Raw genomic sequence first — 15290 nt, 5'->3', positions numbered from 1 at the left:
GATCGCCGCATGACCGACAGCTTCGTCACCCAGTGCCCGCATTGCCAAACCAGCTTCCGCGTCAGCCATGCCCAGTTGAGCGTGGCTCGCGGGGTGGTTCGTTGCGGCTCCTGCTTGCAGGTATTCAATGCCGCCAGGCAGTTGCTTGAGCAGGCCGGCAAGGAAGCACCGGTCGCGACGCCGCTCCCGCCTGTGCAGCCTGAGGAGCCCCTTGAGCCATCGCCACCGCGCGCCATCAGCCAAAAGCAATGGAGCGCGACCGAACTGGACCTGGACAGTCTCGACCTCGACGAAGAACTCGCCCGGCTCGAACAGCGGGAAATCCAGCCGGCCACCGAACTCGGCCGCCATCGCGACGACTCGCTGAGCGCCCGTCGCGACAGCGCCGGGCAGGACGACGAGGAGCCGTGGTCCGACAGCCTGTTCAGCGCGTCGGCGGCCGATCGTGCGCCAGTCGACGAACCGCTCGACAGCCTTGAAACACCAGAGCCGACGGTCGAAACGAGCAAAACCTCACGCACCGAACCTTCGCTGTCCCTGGAACCGGTTGATCTCGACGACGAATCGCAACCACCCCATTTGCGATTGCACGACCCTCTTGATGCGCCGCTGAACCACGAACGCCTGTCGGCCGCCGACGAGAGCGAAATCGACGACAACCTGCCCTCGATAGAACCGCTGCGCAAGCGACGCGAACGCAGCGAACCGGGCGTACGCGCCGAAGCGCTGCAAGACCTGACCGACGACCCGCTGCAACTGGACTGGCAAAAACGCCGTTCACCTTGGGGCCGACGGCTGTTGTGGTTGCTGCTGGTGCTGATTGCCGCTGGCGCCCTCGCCGGCCAGTACATCGCCTACCATTTCGACGAACTGGCGCGACAGGATCAATATCGCCCGTGGTTCCAGCAACTGTGCCCGCAAATCGGCTGCACCGTGCCCTCCAAAGTCGACATCGCGAAAATCAAAAGCAGCAATCTGGTGGTGCGCAGCCACCCCGAGTTCAATGGCGCCCTGGTGGTCGATGCGATCATCTATAACCGCGCGCCCTTCTCCCAGCCCTTCCCGCTGCTGGAACTGCGTTTCGCCGACCTCAATGGCCATCTGATCGCCAGTCGTCGCTTCAAGCCTGGCGAGTACCTCAATGGCGATCTCGAAGGCATGGCGGAGATGCCTCCGCAAACGCCGATCCACATCGCCCTGGACATTCTCGACCCAGGTGCCAAGGCCGTGAACTACAGTCTGAGCTTCCACTCTCCGGAGTGAAACGCTTCATTACTCCCGGATTAACGCCGGCTTTCTGACTGCTCCAGGCAAACCAAACCACGGGTAATAACAGAATAACTGTTCAGAATTTGTTCAATTCAGCCTTTATCCAGTCATCGAGAGCGGGTATCATGCCAACCCTTTTTCGAACTCTCATGATCCGGCCCCACAACAGGGAAGTCCTATGTCGGCGGTACGCATCGGCCCATACACATTACATAACAGCTTGATTCTCGCCCCCATGGCGGGTGTCACCGACCAGCCCTTTCGTCAGCTGTGCAAGCGCTTGGGCGCGGGACTGGTCGTCTCGGAAATGGTCACCAGCGACATGAGTTTGTGGAACACCCGCAAGTCGCGCATGCGCATGATCCACGAAGGTGATCCCGAGCCACGCTCGGTACAGATCGCCGGTGGGGACGCGCAGATGCTGGCGGACGCCGCCCGTGCCAACGTTGAAATGGGTGCGCAGATCATTGATATCAACATGGGCTGTCCGGCAAAAAAAGTCTGCAACAAGGCTGCCGGTTCCGCACTGTTGAAGGATGAACCCCTGGTAACCGAGATCCTGCAGGCCGTCGTGGCTGCGGTCGATGTGCCGGTTACCCTGAAGATCCGGACCGGTTGGGACCGGGACAACAAGAACGGCCTGACGGTGGCGAAGATCGCCGAACAGGCAGGCATTACGGCGCTGGCGGTGCATGGCCGCACCCGTGCCGACCTGTACACCGGTGAAGCCGAGTACGACACCATTGCCGCAATCAAGCAGGCGGTGTCGATTCCGGTCTTCGCCAATGGCGATATCGATTCGCCAGAAAAAGCCCGGTACGTGCTCGACGCGACCGGTGCCGATGGCCTGTTGATTGGCCGGGCTGCCCAGGGGCGGCCATGGATTTTTCGCGAGATCGACCATTTCCTGCGTACCGGCGAGAAACTCCCGGCGCTGGAACTGATCGAGGTGGAACGCATTCTGCTAGAGCATCTGGCTGCCCTGCACGCCTTCTATGGTGATGTGATGGGCGTACGCATTGCTCGAAAGCATGTGGGCTGGTATCTCGCAACCCTGCCGGGCGCCAGGGAGTTTCGCGCCCACTTCAATCGTTTGGATGGTACGGATGCACAATGCGCCAACGTTCGGGCGTTTTTCGCCGAGCGTTACAAGAGCCTGACAGGGGACGGAGAGTGGGTGGCCGCATGACGATGATGACCGAGACTTTAGTGAGTGGAACAACACCCGTGAGCGACAACGTGAATTTGAAACAGCACCTCAATACGCCAAGCGAAGAAGGTCAGACCCTTCGCGGGAGTGTCGAGAAGGCGCTGCACAATTATTTCGCCCACCTTGAGGGCGCTGCCGTCACGGATGTGTACAACCTGGTGCTCTCCGAAGTCGAGGCTCCCCTGCTCGAGTGCGTGATGAACTACGTCAAGGGCAACCAGACCAAGGCCAGCGAGATGCTCGGGCTTAACCGGGGCACGCTGCGCAAGAAACTCAAGCAGTACGATTTGTTGTAAGCATTCAATCAAACCAGAAAGGCGCCCGCGTAAAACCGGTCGCCTTTTTTGCTGACTTCCTTTGCTTTTGATGGAAATTGAGATGACCGACCAGACTACCCGCCTGCCGATCCGCCGCGCCTTGATCAGCGTTTCCGACAAGACCGGGATCCTCGAATTCGCCAAGGAGCTTGAAGCCCTGGGCGTCGAGATCCTCTCCACCGGCGGGACGTTCAAGCTGCTGCAGGACAACGGCGTTGCCGCAGTGGAAGTCGCGGATTACACAGGCTTCGCGGAAATGATGGACGGCCGGGTGAAGACCCTGCACCCGAAAATCCACGGCGGGATCCTTGGTCGTCGCGGTATCGACGACGCCATCATGAACGAGCACGGCATCAAGCCGATCGACCTGGTAGCGGTCAACCTGTACCCGTTCGAAGCCACCATCAACAAGCCAGGCTGCGACCTGCCGACCGCCATCGAAAACATCGATATCGGCGGCCCGACCATGGTCCGTTCCGCCGCCAAGAACCACAAGGACGTGGCCATCGTGGTCAACGCCAGCGATTACGCCAGCGTCCTGGAAAACCTCAAGGCCGGTGGCCTGACCTACGCCCAGCGTTTCGACCTGATGCTCAAGGCCTTCGAGCACACCGCCGCCTACGACGGCATGATCGCCAACTACATGGGCACCGTGAACCAGTCGGCCGACACCCTGAGCACCGAAGGTCGCAGCGAGTTCCCGCGCACCTTCAACAGCCAGTTCATCAAGGCCCAGGAAATGCGCTACGGCGAGAACCCGCACCAGAGCGCGGCGTTCTATGTTGAAGCCAAGCCTGCCGAAGTTGGCATCGCCACTGCGACCCAGCTGCAAGGCAAGGAACTGTCGTACAACAACGTGGCCGACACCGACGCCGCGCTGGAATGCGTGAAGAGCTTCGTCAAGCCGGCTTGCGTGATCGTCAAGCACGCCAACCCGTGCGGCGTGGCTGTCAGCCCTGATGCCGAAGGCGGCATCCGCAAGGCCTACGACCTGGCCTACGCCACCGACACCGAATCCGCCTTCGGCGGCATCATCGCCTTCAACCGCGAACTGGACGCCGAGACCGCCAAGGCCATCGTCGAACGTCAGTTCGTCGAAGTGATCATCGCTCCGTCGGTCAGCGAAGAGGCCCGCGCCATTGTCGCTGCCAAAGCCAACGTACGCCTGCTGGCCTGCGGCGAGTGGTCGGCTGACCGCGCTGCCGCCTGGGACTACAAGCGCGTCAACGGTGGCCTGCTGGTACAGAGCCGCGACATCGGCATGATTGGCGCCGACGACCTGAAAGTGGTGACCAAGCGCGCACCGAGCGAGCAGGAAATCCATGACCTGATCTTCGCCTGGAAAGTTGCCAAGTACGTGAAGTCCAACGCCATCGTCTACGCCAAGAATCGCCAGACCATCGGTGTCGGCGCCGGCCAGATGAGCCGCGTGAACTCCGCGCGTATTGCTGCTATCAAAGCGGAACATGCCGGTTTGCAGGTAGCCGGTTCGGTGATGGCTTCCGACGCCTTCTTCCCGTTCCGCGACGGTCTGGACAATGCGGCCAAGGCAGGCGTGACTGCCGTGATCCAGCCAGGCGGCTCGATGCGTGATGCTGAAGTGATTGCAGCTGCCGACGAAGCCGGCATCGCCATGGTCTTTACCGGCATGCGCCACTTCCGTCACTAAGTACGACGATCAACTGTGGGAGCGGGCTTGCTCGCGAATGCAATCTGTCAGCGACATTGATGTTGACTGACACACCGTTTTCGCGAGCAAGCCCGCTCCCACAGAAAAGCGGCTCCAGTGCCGCCTCCAGAATTAGCGTCATCCGAGGTTTTTGAAATGAATGTTTTGATCATTGGCAGCGGTGGCCGTGAACACGCCCTGGCCTGGAAAGTGGCTCAGGATCCGCGCGTGCAGAAGGTGTTCGTGGCTCCGGGGAACGCCGGTACCGCCATCGAAGCCAAGTGCGAGAACGTCGCCATCGACGTACTGGCGCTTGAGCAACTGGCAGACTTTGCCGAGAAAAACGTTTCCCTGACCATCGTTGGCCCTGAAGTGCCGCTGGTTGCCGGTGTTGTAGACCTGTTCCGCAGCCGTGGCCTGGACTGCTTCGGTCCGACCGCCGGCGCTGCGCAGCTGGAAGGCTCGAAAGCCTTCACCAAGGACTTCCTGGCTCGCCACAAGATTCCGACTGCCGACTACCAGAACTTCACCGAAATCGAGCCGGCCCTGGCTTACCTGCGTGAAAAAGGCGCTCCGATCGTGATCAAGGCCGATGGCCTGGCCGCCGGTAAAGGCGTGATCGTCGCCATGACCCTGGCCGAAGCCGAAGACGCCGTGCGCGACATGCTGGCGGGCAATGCCTTTGGCGATGCGGGTTCGCGCGTGGTCATCGAAGAGTTCCTGGACGGCGAAGAAGCCAGTTTCATCGTCATGGTCGACGGCAAGAACGTCCTGCCGATGGCCACCAGCCAGGACCACAAACGCGTCGGCGACGGCGACACCGGTCCAAACACCGGCGGCATGGGTGCTTACTCCCCGGCGCCAGTGGTCACCGCCGAAGTGCACAAGCGTGTCATGGATCTGGTGATCTGGCCGACCGTGCGCGGTATGGCCGAGGAAGGCAACGTCTACACTGGTTTCCTGTACGCCGGTCTGATGATCGACAAGGCTGGTAACCCAAAAGTCATCGAATTCAACTGCCGCTTCGGCGACCCTGAGACCCAACCGGTGATGCTGCGCCTGCAGTCGAGCCTGGTGCTGCTGGTCGAGGCTGCTCTGGCCCAGGCGCTGGACAAAGTAGAAGCGCAATGGGATCCACGCCCGAGCGTCGGCATCGTGCTTGCCGCTGGCGGCTATCCTGGTGACTACGCCAAAGGCGTGGCCATCAAGGGGCTGGATGCAGCCGCCGCACTGGAAGGCAAAGTCTTCCACGCCGGTACTGCGCTCAAGGACGGTCAAGTCGTAACGGCCGGCGGTCGGGTGCTTTGCGCAACGGCCATGGGTGCCAGCGTTGACGCTGCACAGCAGCAGGCCTACAAGCTCGCGGCTTCGATTGACTGGGAAGGCTGCTTCTATCGCAAGGACATTGGCTACCGCGCCATTGCCCGCGAGCGTGGCGAAAATCCGGAATAAGGTAAACACCGCGCCAGGCAATGAACACCGTTTATTGCCTGGCTATTCCGGCGCCGCGCATCGTTATATTCTGGCATCAACCTAACGAAGGGATTTCGCCGTGCGCTGGCTCAGGATTGCCATAAGCTTGACCGTCACTTTGCTGACCTTGCTCTGCATGCTACCGGCCCAGGCCGCGCAAGGCAGTGGCTGGGCGGTATTGCTCGACGAACAGGGCGACCTGCAACTGAGCGACATCCGTTCCGCACGTTACACCAATCAATTCAGCCCTATCGAACTCGACCGCATTACCGCCGCCGAACCCGATGGCGCGTTATGGTTGCGATTCAGGCTTGCACCGGGCAAACATGAACAGTTGCTGCGCGTGTTCGCGCCTGACCTGCGCCAGTTCAACATGTACGTACTGGACGGCGACAAGCTGATCGATCAATCCAGCACGGGCAACGAACACCCCCAATCCGAGCGACCATTGCCCAGCAGCGACTTCATGCTGGCCCTGCCGCAAAGCGACACCCCCCTCGACGTATACCTGCGACTGGCCTCCGACCATCAGTTACGCCCCTACATCACCCTGCAGTCAGCGATCATCTCGGCCGCCAACCAGAACCAGACGCTGATTTATGGCCTGCTGTTCGGTTGCATCGCCATGCTGATCCTGCACAACCTCATCCGCTACGCCTACACCCGCTCGCACAGCGCCCTCTGGTTGGCGACATGCGAAGGGCTGTTGATGCTCAGTCTGCTGTTGTTGCTGAATCTCGCCGGCCCCTGGCTGCCGGACTGGCATGCACTGCAAACGCCAGGGGCTTACCTGGCATTATTAATGACCGCACCCTGCGGCCTGATGCTTGCCTATCGTTTCTTCACCCCGCTCGGGCCACATCCGCTGAACCGGTTGCTGCTTGGCGAGGTCCTGCTGATCACCGCCTGCGGCCTGATGCTGCTGTTCGTCAATACCTTGCCGCTGAACTTCATTACCTACGGCCTGGTCGCCCTGGCTGGCCTGACCATGCTGTTCATAAGCGCCTATCACTGGCAAAAAGGTTATCGCCCGGCTCGCCTCTTCGTGGCGGCCATGGTGGTGTTCAACCTCGGGACACTGGTCATCCTGCCTGCTCTGTTGGGGCTGACCCTGATCGAACCCCATGGCCTGATCACCACATTGCTGGCGTTCATCTGCATCAGCGGCCTGTTGATGAGCATCGCACTGAGCGAGCGCCAGCGACGCATCACCGAAGACCGCTTCAGCATCAGTCGTGACCTGGCGGCCAGCAACGCCGAGATCAACGCCAAAGCCGAGTTCCTGGCGAAAATCAGCCATGAAATCCGAACCCCGATGAACGGCGTCCTCGGCATGACCGAACTGCTGCTGGGCACACCGCTATCGGTCAAGCAACGCGACTACGTACAGACGATCCACAGCGCCGGCAACGAACTGCTGACACTGATCAACGAAATTCTCGACATTTCCAAACTCGAGTCCGGACAGATTGAACTGGACGACGTGCAGTTCGACCTCAACGCGCTGATCGAAGACTGCCTGAGCATCTTCCGCGCCAAGGCCGAGCAGCAAAACGTCGAGTTGATCAGTTTCATCCAGCCGCAAGTGCCGCGGGTGATCAGCGGTGACCCGACACGCTTGCGCCAGACGCTGTTGAGCCTGCTTGAAAACGCCCTGAAAAAAACCGATGAAGGCGAAATCCTGATCGTCGTGGCGCTCGACGAGCGCAACACCAAACCACGCCTGCGTATCGCCGTACAGGACAGCGGCGAGCCCATGGACGCCGAAGAGCGCGACGCCCTGATGCATGCCGAACTGCACAGCCGGCATTTTCTTTCGGCCACCCAGTTGGGCGGCAACCTGGGGCTGGTGATAGCCCGCCAGCTGATCCGCTTGATGCAGGGGGAATTCGGGATCAAGAGCGGCAACAACCAGGGCAGCACCCTGTGGCTGACCCTGCCGCTGGACCCGGATCGCCTCGAACACCCGACCTCCGACCTCGACGGCCCGCTGCAAGGTGCGCGGGTATTGGTGGTGGATGACAATGACACCTGTCGCAAGGTGCTGGTGCAGCAATGCAGCGCCTGGGGCCTGAACGTCAGCGCCGCATCTTCCGGCAAGGAGGCGCTGGCTCTGCTGCGCACCAAGGCTCATTTGCGCGATTACTTCGATATAGTCTTGCTGGACCAGAACATGCCCGGCATGACCGGCATGCAACTGGCGGCCAAGATCAAGGAAGACCCGAGCCTGAACCATGACATCCTGCTGATCATGCTCACCGGCATCAGCAACGCACCGAGCAAGATCATCGCGCGCAACTCCGGGATCAAGCGCATCCTGGCCAAGCCGGTTGCCGGCTACACCCTCAAGACCACTCTGGCCGACGAACTGACTCAGCGCAACAAAGGGCTCGTCGCGACCCAGCCCGTGCCAATCGGCCCGATGCTGCCGGTCAAGGTCCCCTGCGACTTCCGCATTCTGGTGGCTGAAGACAACAGCATCTCGACCAAGGTGATCCGCGGCATGCTGAGCAAGCTCAACCTGCAACCGGATACCGCCTGCAACGGCGAAGAAGCCCTGCAGGCGATGAAAGCCCAGCGTTACGACCTGGTGCTGATGGACTGCGAAATGCCGATCCTCGACGGCTTCTCGGCCACCCAGCAATTGCGTGCCTGGGAAGTCGGCAACCAGCGGGTTCGCACCCCTGTGGTGGCGTTGACCGCCCATATCCTTGCCGAACATAAAGAGCGTGCGCGCCAGGCTGGCATGGACGGACACATGGCCAAGCCGGTGGAACTGTCGCAGTTGCGCGAACTGATCGAACACTGGGTCGCCCAGCGTGATCAGCAGAAACGCACGACGACCCCAACGTCCTGAGCCGACAGACGTCGCAACCCCTGATAGACTCCCCCTCGACTTCCCTCGCCAGTGAGCCCGGCACCATGCTCCATGTGTTGTTCAGCGTTTATCTGAAGATGCTGGTGCTCTATAGCCCATTCTTCGTGTTGTCCTGCTTCATCAGCCTGACCCGTGGTTATTCGCGCAAGGAACAGCGTCGGCTGGCCTGGAAAGTAGCGGTCGCCACCCTGGTCTCCAGCGTTCTGCTGTACTTGTTCGGCCGAGTGATTTTCAGTGTGTTCGGCATTACCGTGGACGCCTTTCGTATCGGTGCCGGTAGTGTGCTGTTCATCTCGGCGCTGGGCATGGCACAAGGCAAATCGGCGGTACAGACCGACAATGTGCAGCAGGATGTCACCATCGTTCCACTGACCATCCCGCTGACAGTCGGCCCCGGCACCATCGGTGCCTTGCTGGTGATGGGCGTGAGCCAGCCGCACTGGGACGACAAGCTCACGGCCATTGTCGGCATTGCCCTGGCCAGTTTTACCGTGGGCGTGGTGCTGTTCTTGTCCAGCCGCATCGAACGGATTCTCGGCGACCAGGGGTTACAGATCGTCAGCCGATTGATGGGGTTGTTCGTGTGTGCACTGGCGGCACAGATCATCTTCACTGGGGTCAGGGGCTACCTGGTACCTTGAACATCAAGCACTCCGATTCTGGCCAATCGTGGGGCCAGAGGACTCGAAGCATCCAGATGTCGCCGTGTGCCTCACCGCTGTACGGCGTCTGCTTCGTACTCCTCGCAATCCCCATGGACGCAAACCGGGTAACCCTTCCCCCTCAACATCCCTACATGTTTCAAACAGACCAGAGACAATCAGCCTCTGACCCGGCTTGATTGAATTCACTGCCTGCGACGCACAAATCTTTTAGCCAACACTTCTTTCCGATTCTGCGCCAGGATAAATTCGACATCATCTTTCACTTCGGCGTAAGCAGAAGGATTGAAGGCGAGAAAGTTGGAGCCCTGGTAAATATCGAGACTTGCAATTTTCAAATCCAGAAACAAAACCCCACCACCCACTTGATCTCCGACATGATTAACGGATGAAAACGAAACCATAACCAATCCGTTCTTCGTTTGTTCACAAGGCAGCAAGGCCAGCTTCACACCCTTAGCCTTAGTAACTTCATAGTTGAAAACCTTGATTGTCTCAGGCTCTTTTTCCAATGCCGACAATGTGCTGTCTGCGACGGCACTTAACACGGTTGCACCAGGAATAGCAGCTTTTGCCGCTTCAACGCCCGCTTGGATAATAGTGCTGACAACATTCCTCATTGTCCCGCTGCCAGACCTCTTTTTGTATTCGATGCTCGCGTTGATGGGAACAGAACACCCCATATCCTCCATACACTGGAGAAAGGCTCGGTGCCAAGCGGCGGGGCTATGACTCTCTTTAGTCTCGCGATCGGCCTCCAACTTCGAAAACTTTATGAGATTTTCGATAATCGTCATATTTTCAAGCGAAATATTGTCGCCATAACCAATGAGCGTATTACCCAAAACCAAAGCATCCAGTTCCCTGGTAGGACTTGAATCGCCCAACGCCTTAAGTGAACTCGACGAGGTGGTCGACATTAATGCTTTTGCACGAGGAACACTGTTCAACAACGCCTTTGACCTGGCAAGACGCGCCTTCCCAATTTCGGTGCATTGCTTGTGAGTAATAAAACCTTCCACGACTTCCATATCGGACAATTCCTTTTAAGTTCGTTTAAGTCTCCAACAGAGACAAAACGAATCTAAACCACTCCAACTCCGTCATCAAACCCGATTAAATGTCGACATATGTAAGCATCCATCAACCTTCACAAACGTGCAGCAATTGTCGAGCCATTCGGCTCGAACAACACTGCACTGAACCTTGATATTAACCTAGTTGATATCGCTTAATTTATCACCATAACTACGCGGCGTATAAACCCACGGCACTCCTTGCGAACGATGAAACACACGAGTCGTGGATGAACCAATCAACACCATGGTCCGCATGTCCACCTGTTCTGGAGTCAATTGAGAGAGGGTCGTCACGCGCAATGTCTGCCCCGGGCGTCCGACATCACGCCCTAGCACGACTGGCGTTCCAGGTGCGCGATGTTGGGCGACGATCTCCAGCGCACGCCCCAATTGCCAAGGTCGGGAACGTGAGATCGGATTGTAGAACGCCATTGCCAGATCAGCTTGCGCTGCCAGATCCAGACGTTTTTCAATGATCGACCAGGGTTTGAGGTTGTCCGATAGCGACAGAACACAGAAATCATGACCCAGCGGCGCACCGGCCTGAGCAGCCGTCGCCAGGGAGGCGGAAACACCCGGCAGAATTTCCAGATCGACGTTGTGCCACTGGACGTCGGTGGACTCGTGCAGCGCCTCAAGCACAGCCGCGGCCATGGCGAAAACCCCGGGATCGCCTGAAGAAACCACCACCACCGAACGCCCCTGGGCCGCCAGTTCAAAAGCGTGGCGGGCACGCTGCATCTCTTCGCGGTTGTCGGTGCAATGCAGCACCTGATCGTCGCGAAACGGACCGGCCATACGCACGTAGGTTTCATAGCCCAATACATCGTTGGCGCGGGCCAGTTCAGCCTTCACAGCCGGCACCATCAGTTCTGCAGCCCCCGGCCCAAGGCCGATCACCGCCAGCCGTCCACGCGGACGGCCGATCTGCAACGGGTCCAGCGGCTGCTCTGCTATCGCAATGGCAACAGTGTCGTTACCAAGCATGGAAACGGGCTGACCCATGGCAGTACGCAGACGCTCGCCAAGCACCTTCCCTGCATGGGCAAAGCGCAACGGCACGCCCAATTCAAGCGCTGCCTCACGCAACGCCGCGCTGGCCATTTCGGTATCGGCGGCCAACAGGCAAGCCAGCGACTGCACGGCGATTCTTGCCTGATGCAATGCCTCGCGCACCGCTCCCGCGACGTTCACCAGGCCAGCGTCCACGGCGACCACCACATTGCGCGGGTAGATCAACAACTCGTTGGCCGCGGGTGTCCGTTCGGCATGACTGACATGCACCGCCAGTCGGGCCTGCGCATCTTCGGGCAACTGCGCCTGCGCCAGCCACGGAGCCTCACCCTCAATGCGCACCGTTTCGCCAGCGAGCAAATCGGAAACGAAACGCTTGCCCAACTCCAGATCACCAAGGGCATAGCCACTGGGCGGGTTGAGCAGGCACGTGCCGAAACGCAACTCGCCGCTGGTGGTGATCGCCGCCGCGACTTCCAGCGCGGCGGCAATCTCCCGCGCCATCACATTTACCCCACCAAGACCACCCAGCAGTGGAACCACTGCGCTACCGTCTTCGGCTACCGCCAACACCGGTGGTTCGGCGCCTTTTTCCAGCAACAAGGGCGCTAGCGTGCGGATCACGATCCCGGCCGCGCACAGGGCAATGATCGGCGTGCCCTGTTGATAGAGTTCGCGCAGGGTCGCACCGAACTCCTGATAGACCCGATCCGCGCCTTCGACCCGTTCGGCCAAGCCATGGATCAGGGCGTCGGGATACACCTGCTGAATACTACGCGCGGTGGCGAGGCTGCCATTGCCAAGAATGACAATCGCCGGAACTGGACGGGTCATCAGCCTTGCCACCTTTCACCAGGAACGATGATCAACGAGAAGTACGGCGAGGACATCGGCTCGACCTGATCCAGCGGCACGATCTTCTGATTGGCCATGGTCGCGCGCTCGACGTACAACGCGCGCTCGGCCAGGCCGAGTTCTTCCAGCACTTGGCGAACCTTGGGAAAGTTGCGCCCAAGCTTCATGATCACCGCCGCATCGGCATCGGCCAGGCGACGCTTGAGTTCGTCGTGCGGCAACACACCGGACAACACCGACAGACTCTGATTGCGATACACCAGCGGCGCACCGAGCACCGAGGCCCCGCCGAGCATCGAGCACACACCGGGCACGACTTCGGCCTGATAACGCTCGGCGAGTCGGTCGTGCAGGTACATGTAGGAGCCGTAGAAGAACGGATCGCCCTCGCAGATCACCGCCACGTCGCGACCGGCATCGAGATGCGTCGCCAGTGCGTCGGCTGCGTCATCGTAGAAGTCGCTGATCACTTGCTCGTAGGACAACGGTGCCGGCAAGGCTTCGGTGGTCACCGGGTACACCAGCGGCAACAAATTCTGCGCTTCCTGCAGATGCGCCTCGATGATGCCGAAGGCGTTGCCTTTCTTGCCCTTGGCCACGAAGTACGCCACCACTGGGGATTCGCGCAGCAAGCGCAGGGCCTTGACGGTAATCAGTTCCGGATCACCGGGACCGACGCCGAGGCCGATCAAACGTCCAGGTTGCTGCATCATTCGATCTCCGTGGCGAGGGCATTGACGGCGGCGGCGGCCATGGCGCTACCGCCCAGGCGACCCTGCATGATGACAAAAGGCACGCCACGGCTGTCAGCCGCCAGCGCGGCCTTGGATTCGGCGGCACCGACGAAGCCCACCGGAAAACCGAGGATCAGCGCCGGTTTTGGCGCGCCGGCGTCGAGCATTTCCAGCAAGTAAAACAGTGCCGTCGGAGCGTTGCCGATGACCACCACGCTGCCTTCCAGATGCGGGCGCCACAGTTCCAGCGCAGCGGCTGAGCGGGTGTTACCCAAATCACGAGCCAGTTCCGGAACACTCTCGTCGCGCAAGGTGCAGATCACCGGATTGTTCGCCGGCAACCGCGCACGGGTCACGCCTTCGGAGACCATCCGCGCATCGCACAAAATCGGCGCGCCGGCCGCCAGCGCATCACGCCCGGCCTTGCCCGCACCTTCGGAAAACTGCAGGCCGTCGATGGCCTCGACCATGCCGCAGGCGTGAATGACACGGACCGCGAGTTTCTCCAGATCGTCCGGGATTCGGTCGAGGTTGGCCTCGGCGCGAATGATCGCGAAGGAGTTGCGATAGATCTCCTGACCGTCGCGGATGTAATCAAGCATCAAGGGGGCTCCGTGAGCGGGCGTCGAGCAGGGTCGCGACCGCTTCAATAGTAAGGTTGCGTGCGTGCAGCGCGCCGAAACCCGGCTGCGCTGCATCGCGAAAATAGAGGTCGTAGTGACCGTGGGCGACGGCCAGTAATGTGACGGGCGCCGTATGCGCGGCGGCGCAGGAGCGCGCGCACCCGCTCAAATGGACACTCGGCGTTTGTCCGTGACGTTGCAGCAATGTCGCCAGTTGCAAGGCATCACCCTTGGTCTCGGCCAGGCTTTTACCGCAGCCGTTTGAGCCGGTGCAGGCGATCAACCGGGACAATGGCAGATCGGCTTCGCACTGCAAGCCCAGACATTGCAATTGCCGAATGACCTCAGCGGCGTTTTCCGTGCGGACATTGGGCAACAGCAGGCTTTGCCAAGGCGTGAAGCGCAGACTGGAGTCACCGAACTCCCGCGCCAGTTGTGCCACACCCCGCAGCATCGCCGGATCGAGTCGCCCCAGCGGCGGGACGGCTCCCACATAGACAACACCGGACTCGGCCTGGGGATGGGCACCCATGTGCAAATCACTGGAGCCCGAAACCCGTTGCCAACCGATAACGGCCTGCAGCGGCACTCGCTCAGCCAGTCGAAGCACAATGCCCCCGATCGGGTACTCGGCCAGCAAATGGCGCATTCGCGTCTGCTCGGGGCGCGCCAGTTCAAGGAACAACTCAAGGACCGCGACTACCAGCGCGTGCCCGTCAGCCAGTGCAACCGAACCGGCGGGGCTGTCCGTCGGACATCCCGCCAGACCGAACGCCAGCCGTCGCTCGCCGTCTTGTTCAAACGCCGAGAGCCACAGGTCATGGGGATGCTCGAGCATCGTCAGGTCTTCACCGCCATCAAGCTGCACGGCGAACTTGGCACTGAGGTCGTGGAACGCTTCCTGGTTTTGCAGTGTGGCGAGGATCTGCCCGGCCAGCGGGCGGGTGTCGAACAGCATGCGCCGATCGATCCCGGCACCGGGGCTGAGCATCAGGTTGCGCACATCGTCGCCAGCCGCCGTACGCGGCCCCAGATCGGCGGCCAGCAGGCTGTCGATCAATGCCGCTTGCTCGTTGCCAATGCCGCGGATCTGCAGGTTGGCCCGGTTGGTCGCCTCGATCGCTCCGCTGGCATATCGCTCGGAGGCATCGGCCACAGCGATTGCCTGGTGCGCACGGATGGCGCCACCGTCGAGTTTGATCCGGCAAATACCACCGTCCAATGCCTGGACGACACGCAACAACCCGGGACAGGCGGAAGGGCGCAAGCGGTTGGGTATCTGACGTGACTTCACAGGACGACCGGTACAAGACGAAGGACAGCATTATGCCTGCTTTGTCCGGCCTGATGAAAAGCCCTGGCAGGTTGACGACGAAAAGCGCGTGATCCCCAGCCCAGGCTTTTCGCCTCAAGACTGAATCGCCATCGCAAGTTCTGATTGAACACTCAGTGAAAAACGCTAACAGCAAGAATCAATTCAACCAACCAGACATATTTAAACCACACA

The 15290-nt window shown here is 60.2% G+C and carries 12 protein-coding genes; 7 read left to right on the top strand and 5 right to left on the bottom strand.

The genetic code is table 11. The features are described from left to right. The first annotated feature begins 9 nt into the window (after nucleotides 1–9). The 7 genes from KGB20_RS18455 (at nucleotide 10) to KGB20_RS18425 (ending at nucleotide 9457) form a co-directional block, all read left to right on the top strand. Nucleotides 10–1263, top strand: a complete 1254-nt coding sequence (locus tag KGB20_RS18455) for a DUF3426 domain-containing protein (RefSeq protein ID WP_154910385.1) — start codon at nucleotides 10–12, stop codon at nucleotides 1261–1263. 184 nt (nucleotides 1264–1447) lie between these two features. Continuing rightward, nucleotides 1448–2458, top strand: a complete 1011-nt coding sequence (dusB, locus tag KGB20_RS18450) for a tRNA dihydrouridine synthase DusB (protein ID WP_057712163.1) — start codon at nucleotides 1448–1450, stop codon at nucleotides 2456–2458. Continuing rightward, entirely contained in the window at nucleotides 2455–2775 is a 321-nt protein-coding gene (gene fis, locus KGB20_RS18445) for a DNA-binding transcriptional regulator Fis (RefSeq protein WP_015093301.1), read from the top strand. The genes dusB and fis overlap by 4 nt, the downstream gene beginning before the upstream one ends. Before the next feature lie 82 nt (nucleotides 2776–2857). Next, nucleotides 2858–4465 carry a bifunctional phosphoribosylaminoimidazolecarboxamide formyltransferase/IMP cyclohydrolase gene (purH, locus tag KGB20_RS18440; protein WP_102669203.1) on the top strand — a complete coding sequence of 536 codons (1608 nt, stop codon included), beginning with the start codon at nucleotides 2858–2860 and terminating at the stop codon, nucleotides 4463–4465. A 156-nt stretch (nucleotides 4466–4621) separates the two neighbouring features. Further along, entirely contained in the window at nucleotides 4622–5917 is a 1296-nt protein-coding gene (purD, locus tag KGB20_RS18435; RefSeq protein WP_154910384.1) for a phosphoribosylamine--glycine ligase, read from the top strand. Nucleotides 5918–6017: 100 nt separating this feature from the next. Next, entirely contained in the window at nucleotides 6018–8795 is a 2778-nt protein-coding gene (locus KGB20_RS18430; protein ID WP_154910383.1) for a hybrid sensor histidine kinase/response regulator, read from the top strand. Nucleotides 8796–8860: 65 nt separating this feature from the next. Beyond that, complete coding sequence (locus tag KGB20_RS18425; RefSeq protein WP_150813560.1) at nucleotides 8861–9457, top strand: MarC family protein; 597 nt, start codon at nucleotides 8861–8863, stop codon at nucleotides 9455–9457. A 206-nt stretch (nucleotides 9458–9663) separates the two neighbouring features. On the opposite strand, the gene KGB20_RS18420 is transcribed toward KGB20_RS18425, so the two are convergent. The 5 genes from KGB20_RS18420 to cobG form a co-directional block, all read right to left on the bottom strand. Beyond that, entirely contained in the window at nucleotides 9664–10509 is an 846-nt protein-coding gene (locus tag KGB20_RS18420) for a hypothetical protein (protein WP_154910382.1), read from the bottom strand. 186 nt (nucleotides 10510–10695) lie between these two features. Next, on the bottom strand, nucleotides 10696–12405 hold the full coding sequence (gene cobJ, locus KGB20_RS18415; RefSeq protein WP_154910381.1) for a precorrin-3B C(17)-methyltransferase: 1710 nt from the start codon (nucleotides 12403–12405) through the stop codon (nucleotides 10696–10698). Then, complete coding sequence (locus tag KGB20_RS18410; RefSeq protein WP_057716525.1) at nucleotides 12405–13136, bottom strand: precorrin-2 C(20)-methyltransferase; 732 nt, start codon at nucleotides 13134–13136, stop codon at nucleotides 12405–12407. Before KGB20_RS18410 ends, cobJ begins: the two co-directional genes overlap by 1 nt. Next, nucleotides 13136–13762, bottom strand: a complete 627-nt coding sequence (locus KGB20_RS18405; RefSeq protein WP_057712171.1) for a precorrin-8X methylmutase — start codon at nucleotides 13760–13762, stop codon at nucleotides 13136–13138. Before KGB20_RS18405 ends, KGB20_RS18410 begins: the two co-directional genes overlap by 1 nt. Further along, nucleotides 13755–15062, bottom strand: coding sequence for a precorrin-3B synthase (gene cobG / locus KGB20_RS18400; protein WP_154910395.1), 1308 nt, complete (start codon nucleotides 15060–15062; stop codon nucleotides 13755–13757). The genes KGB20_RS18405 and cobG overlap by 8 nt, the downstream gene beginning before the upstream one ends. Nucleotides 15063–15290 lie beyond the last annotated feature (228 nt).

Source organism: Pseudomonas sp. BF-R-30 (assembly GCF_019956175.1).
GTDB lineage: Bacteria > Pseudomonadota > Gammaproteobacteria > Pseudomonadales > Pseudomonadaceae > Aquipseudomonas > Aquipseudomonas jessenii.
The sequence above is the reverse complement of the archived record's forward strand: the minus strand, read 5'-3'. Positions and strand labels throughout refer to the sequence as shown.

Bases quoted from the DNA above. Each gene is read 5' to 3' on its own strand.
- KGB20_RS18455 (WP_154910385.1), top strand. From the start codon at position 10: ATGACCGACAGCTTCGTCACCCAGTGCCCGCATTGCCAAACCAGCTTC.
- dusB (WP_057712163.1), top strand. From the start codon at position 1,448: ATGTCGGCGGTACGCATCGGCCCATACACATTACATAACAGCTTGATT.
- fis (WP_015093301.1), top strand. From the start codon at position 2,455: ATGACGATGATGACCGAGACTTTAGTGAGTGGAACAACACCCGTGAGC.
- purH (WP_102669203.1), top strand. From the start codon at position 2,858: ATGACCGACCAGACTACCCGCCTGCCGATCCGCCGCGCCTTGATCAGC.
- purD (WP_154910384.1), top strand. From the start codon at position 4,622: ATGAATGTTTTGATCATTGGCAGCGGTGGCCGTGAACACGCCCTGGCC.
- KGB20_RS18425 (WP_150813560.1), top strand. From the start codon at position 8,861: ATGCTCCATGTGTTGTTCAGCGTTTATCTGAAGATGCTGGTGCTCTAT.
- KGB20_RS18420 (WP_154910382.1), bottom strand. From the start codon at position 10,509: ATGGAAGTCGTGGAAGGTTTTATTACTCACAAGCAATGCACCGAAATT.
- cobJ (WP_154910381.1), bottom strand. From the start codon at position 12,405: ATGACCCGTCCAGTTCCGGCGATTGTCATTCTTGGCAATGGCAGCCTC.
- KGB20_RS18410 (WP_057716525.1), bottom strand. From the start codon at position 13,136: ATGCAGCAACCTGGACGTTTGATCGGCCTCGGCGTCGGTCCCGGTGAT.
- KGB20_RS18405 (WP_057712171.1), bottom strand. From the start codon at position 13,762: ATGCTTGATTACATCCGCGACGGTCAGGAGATCTATCGCAACTCCTTC.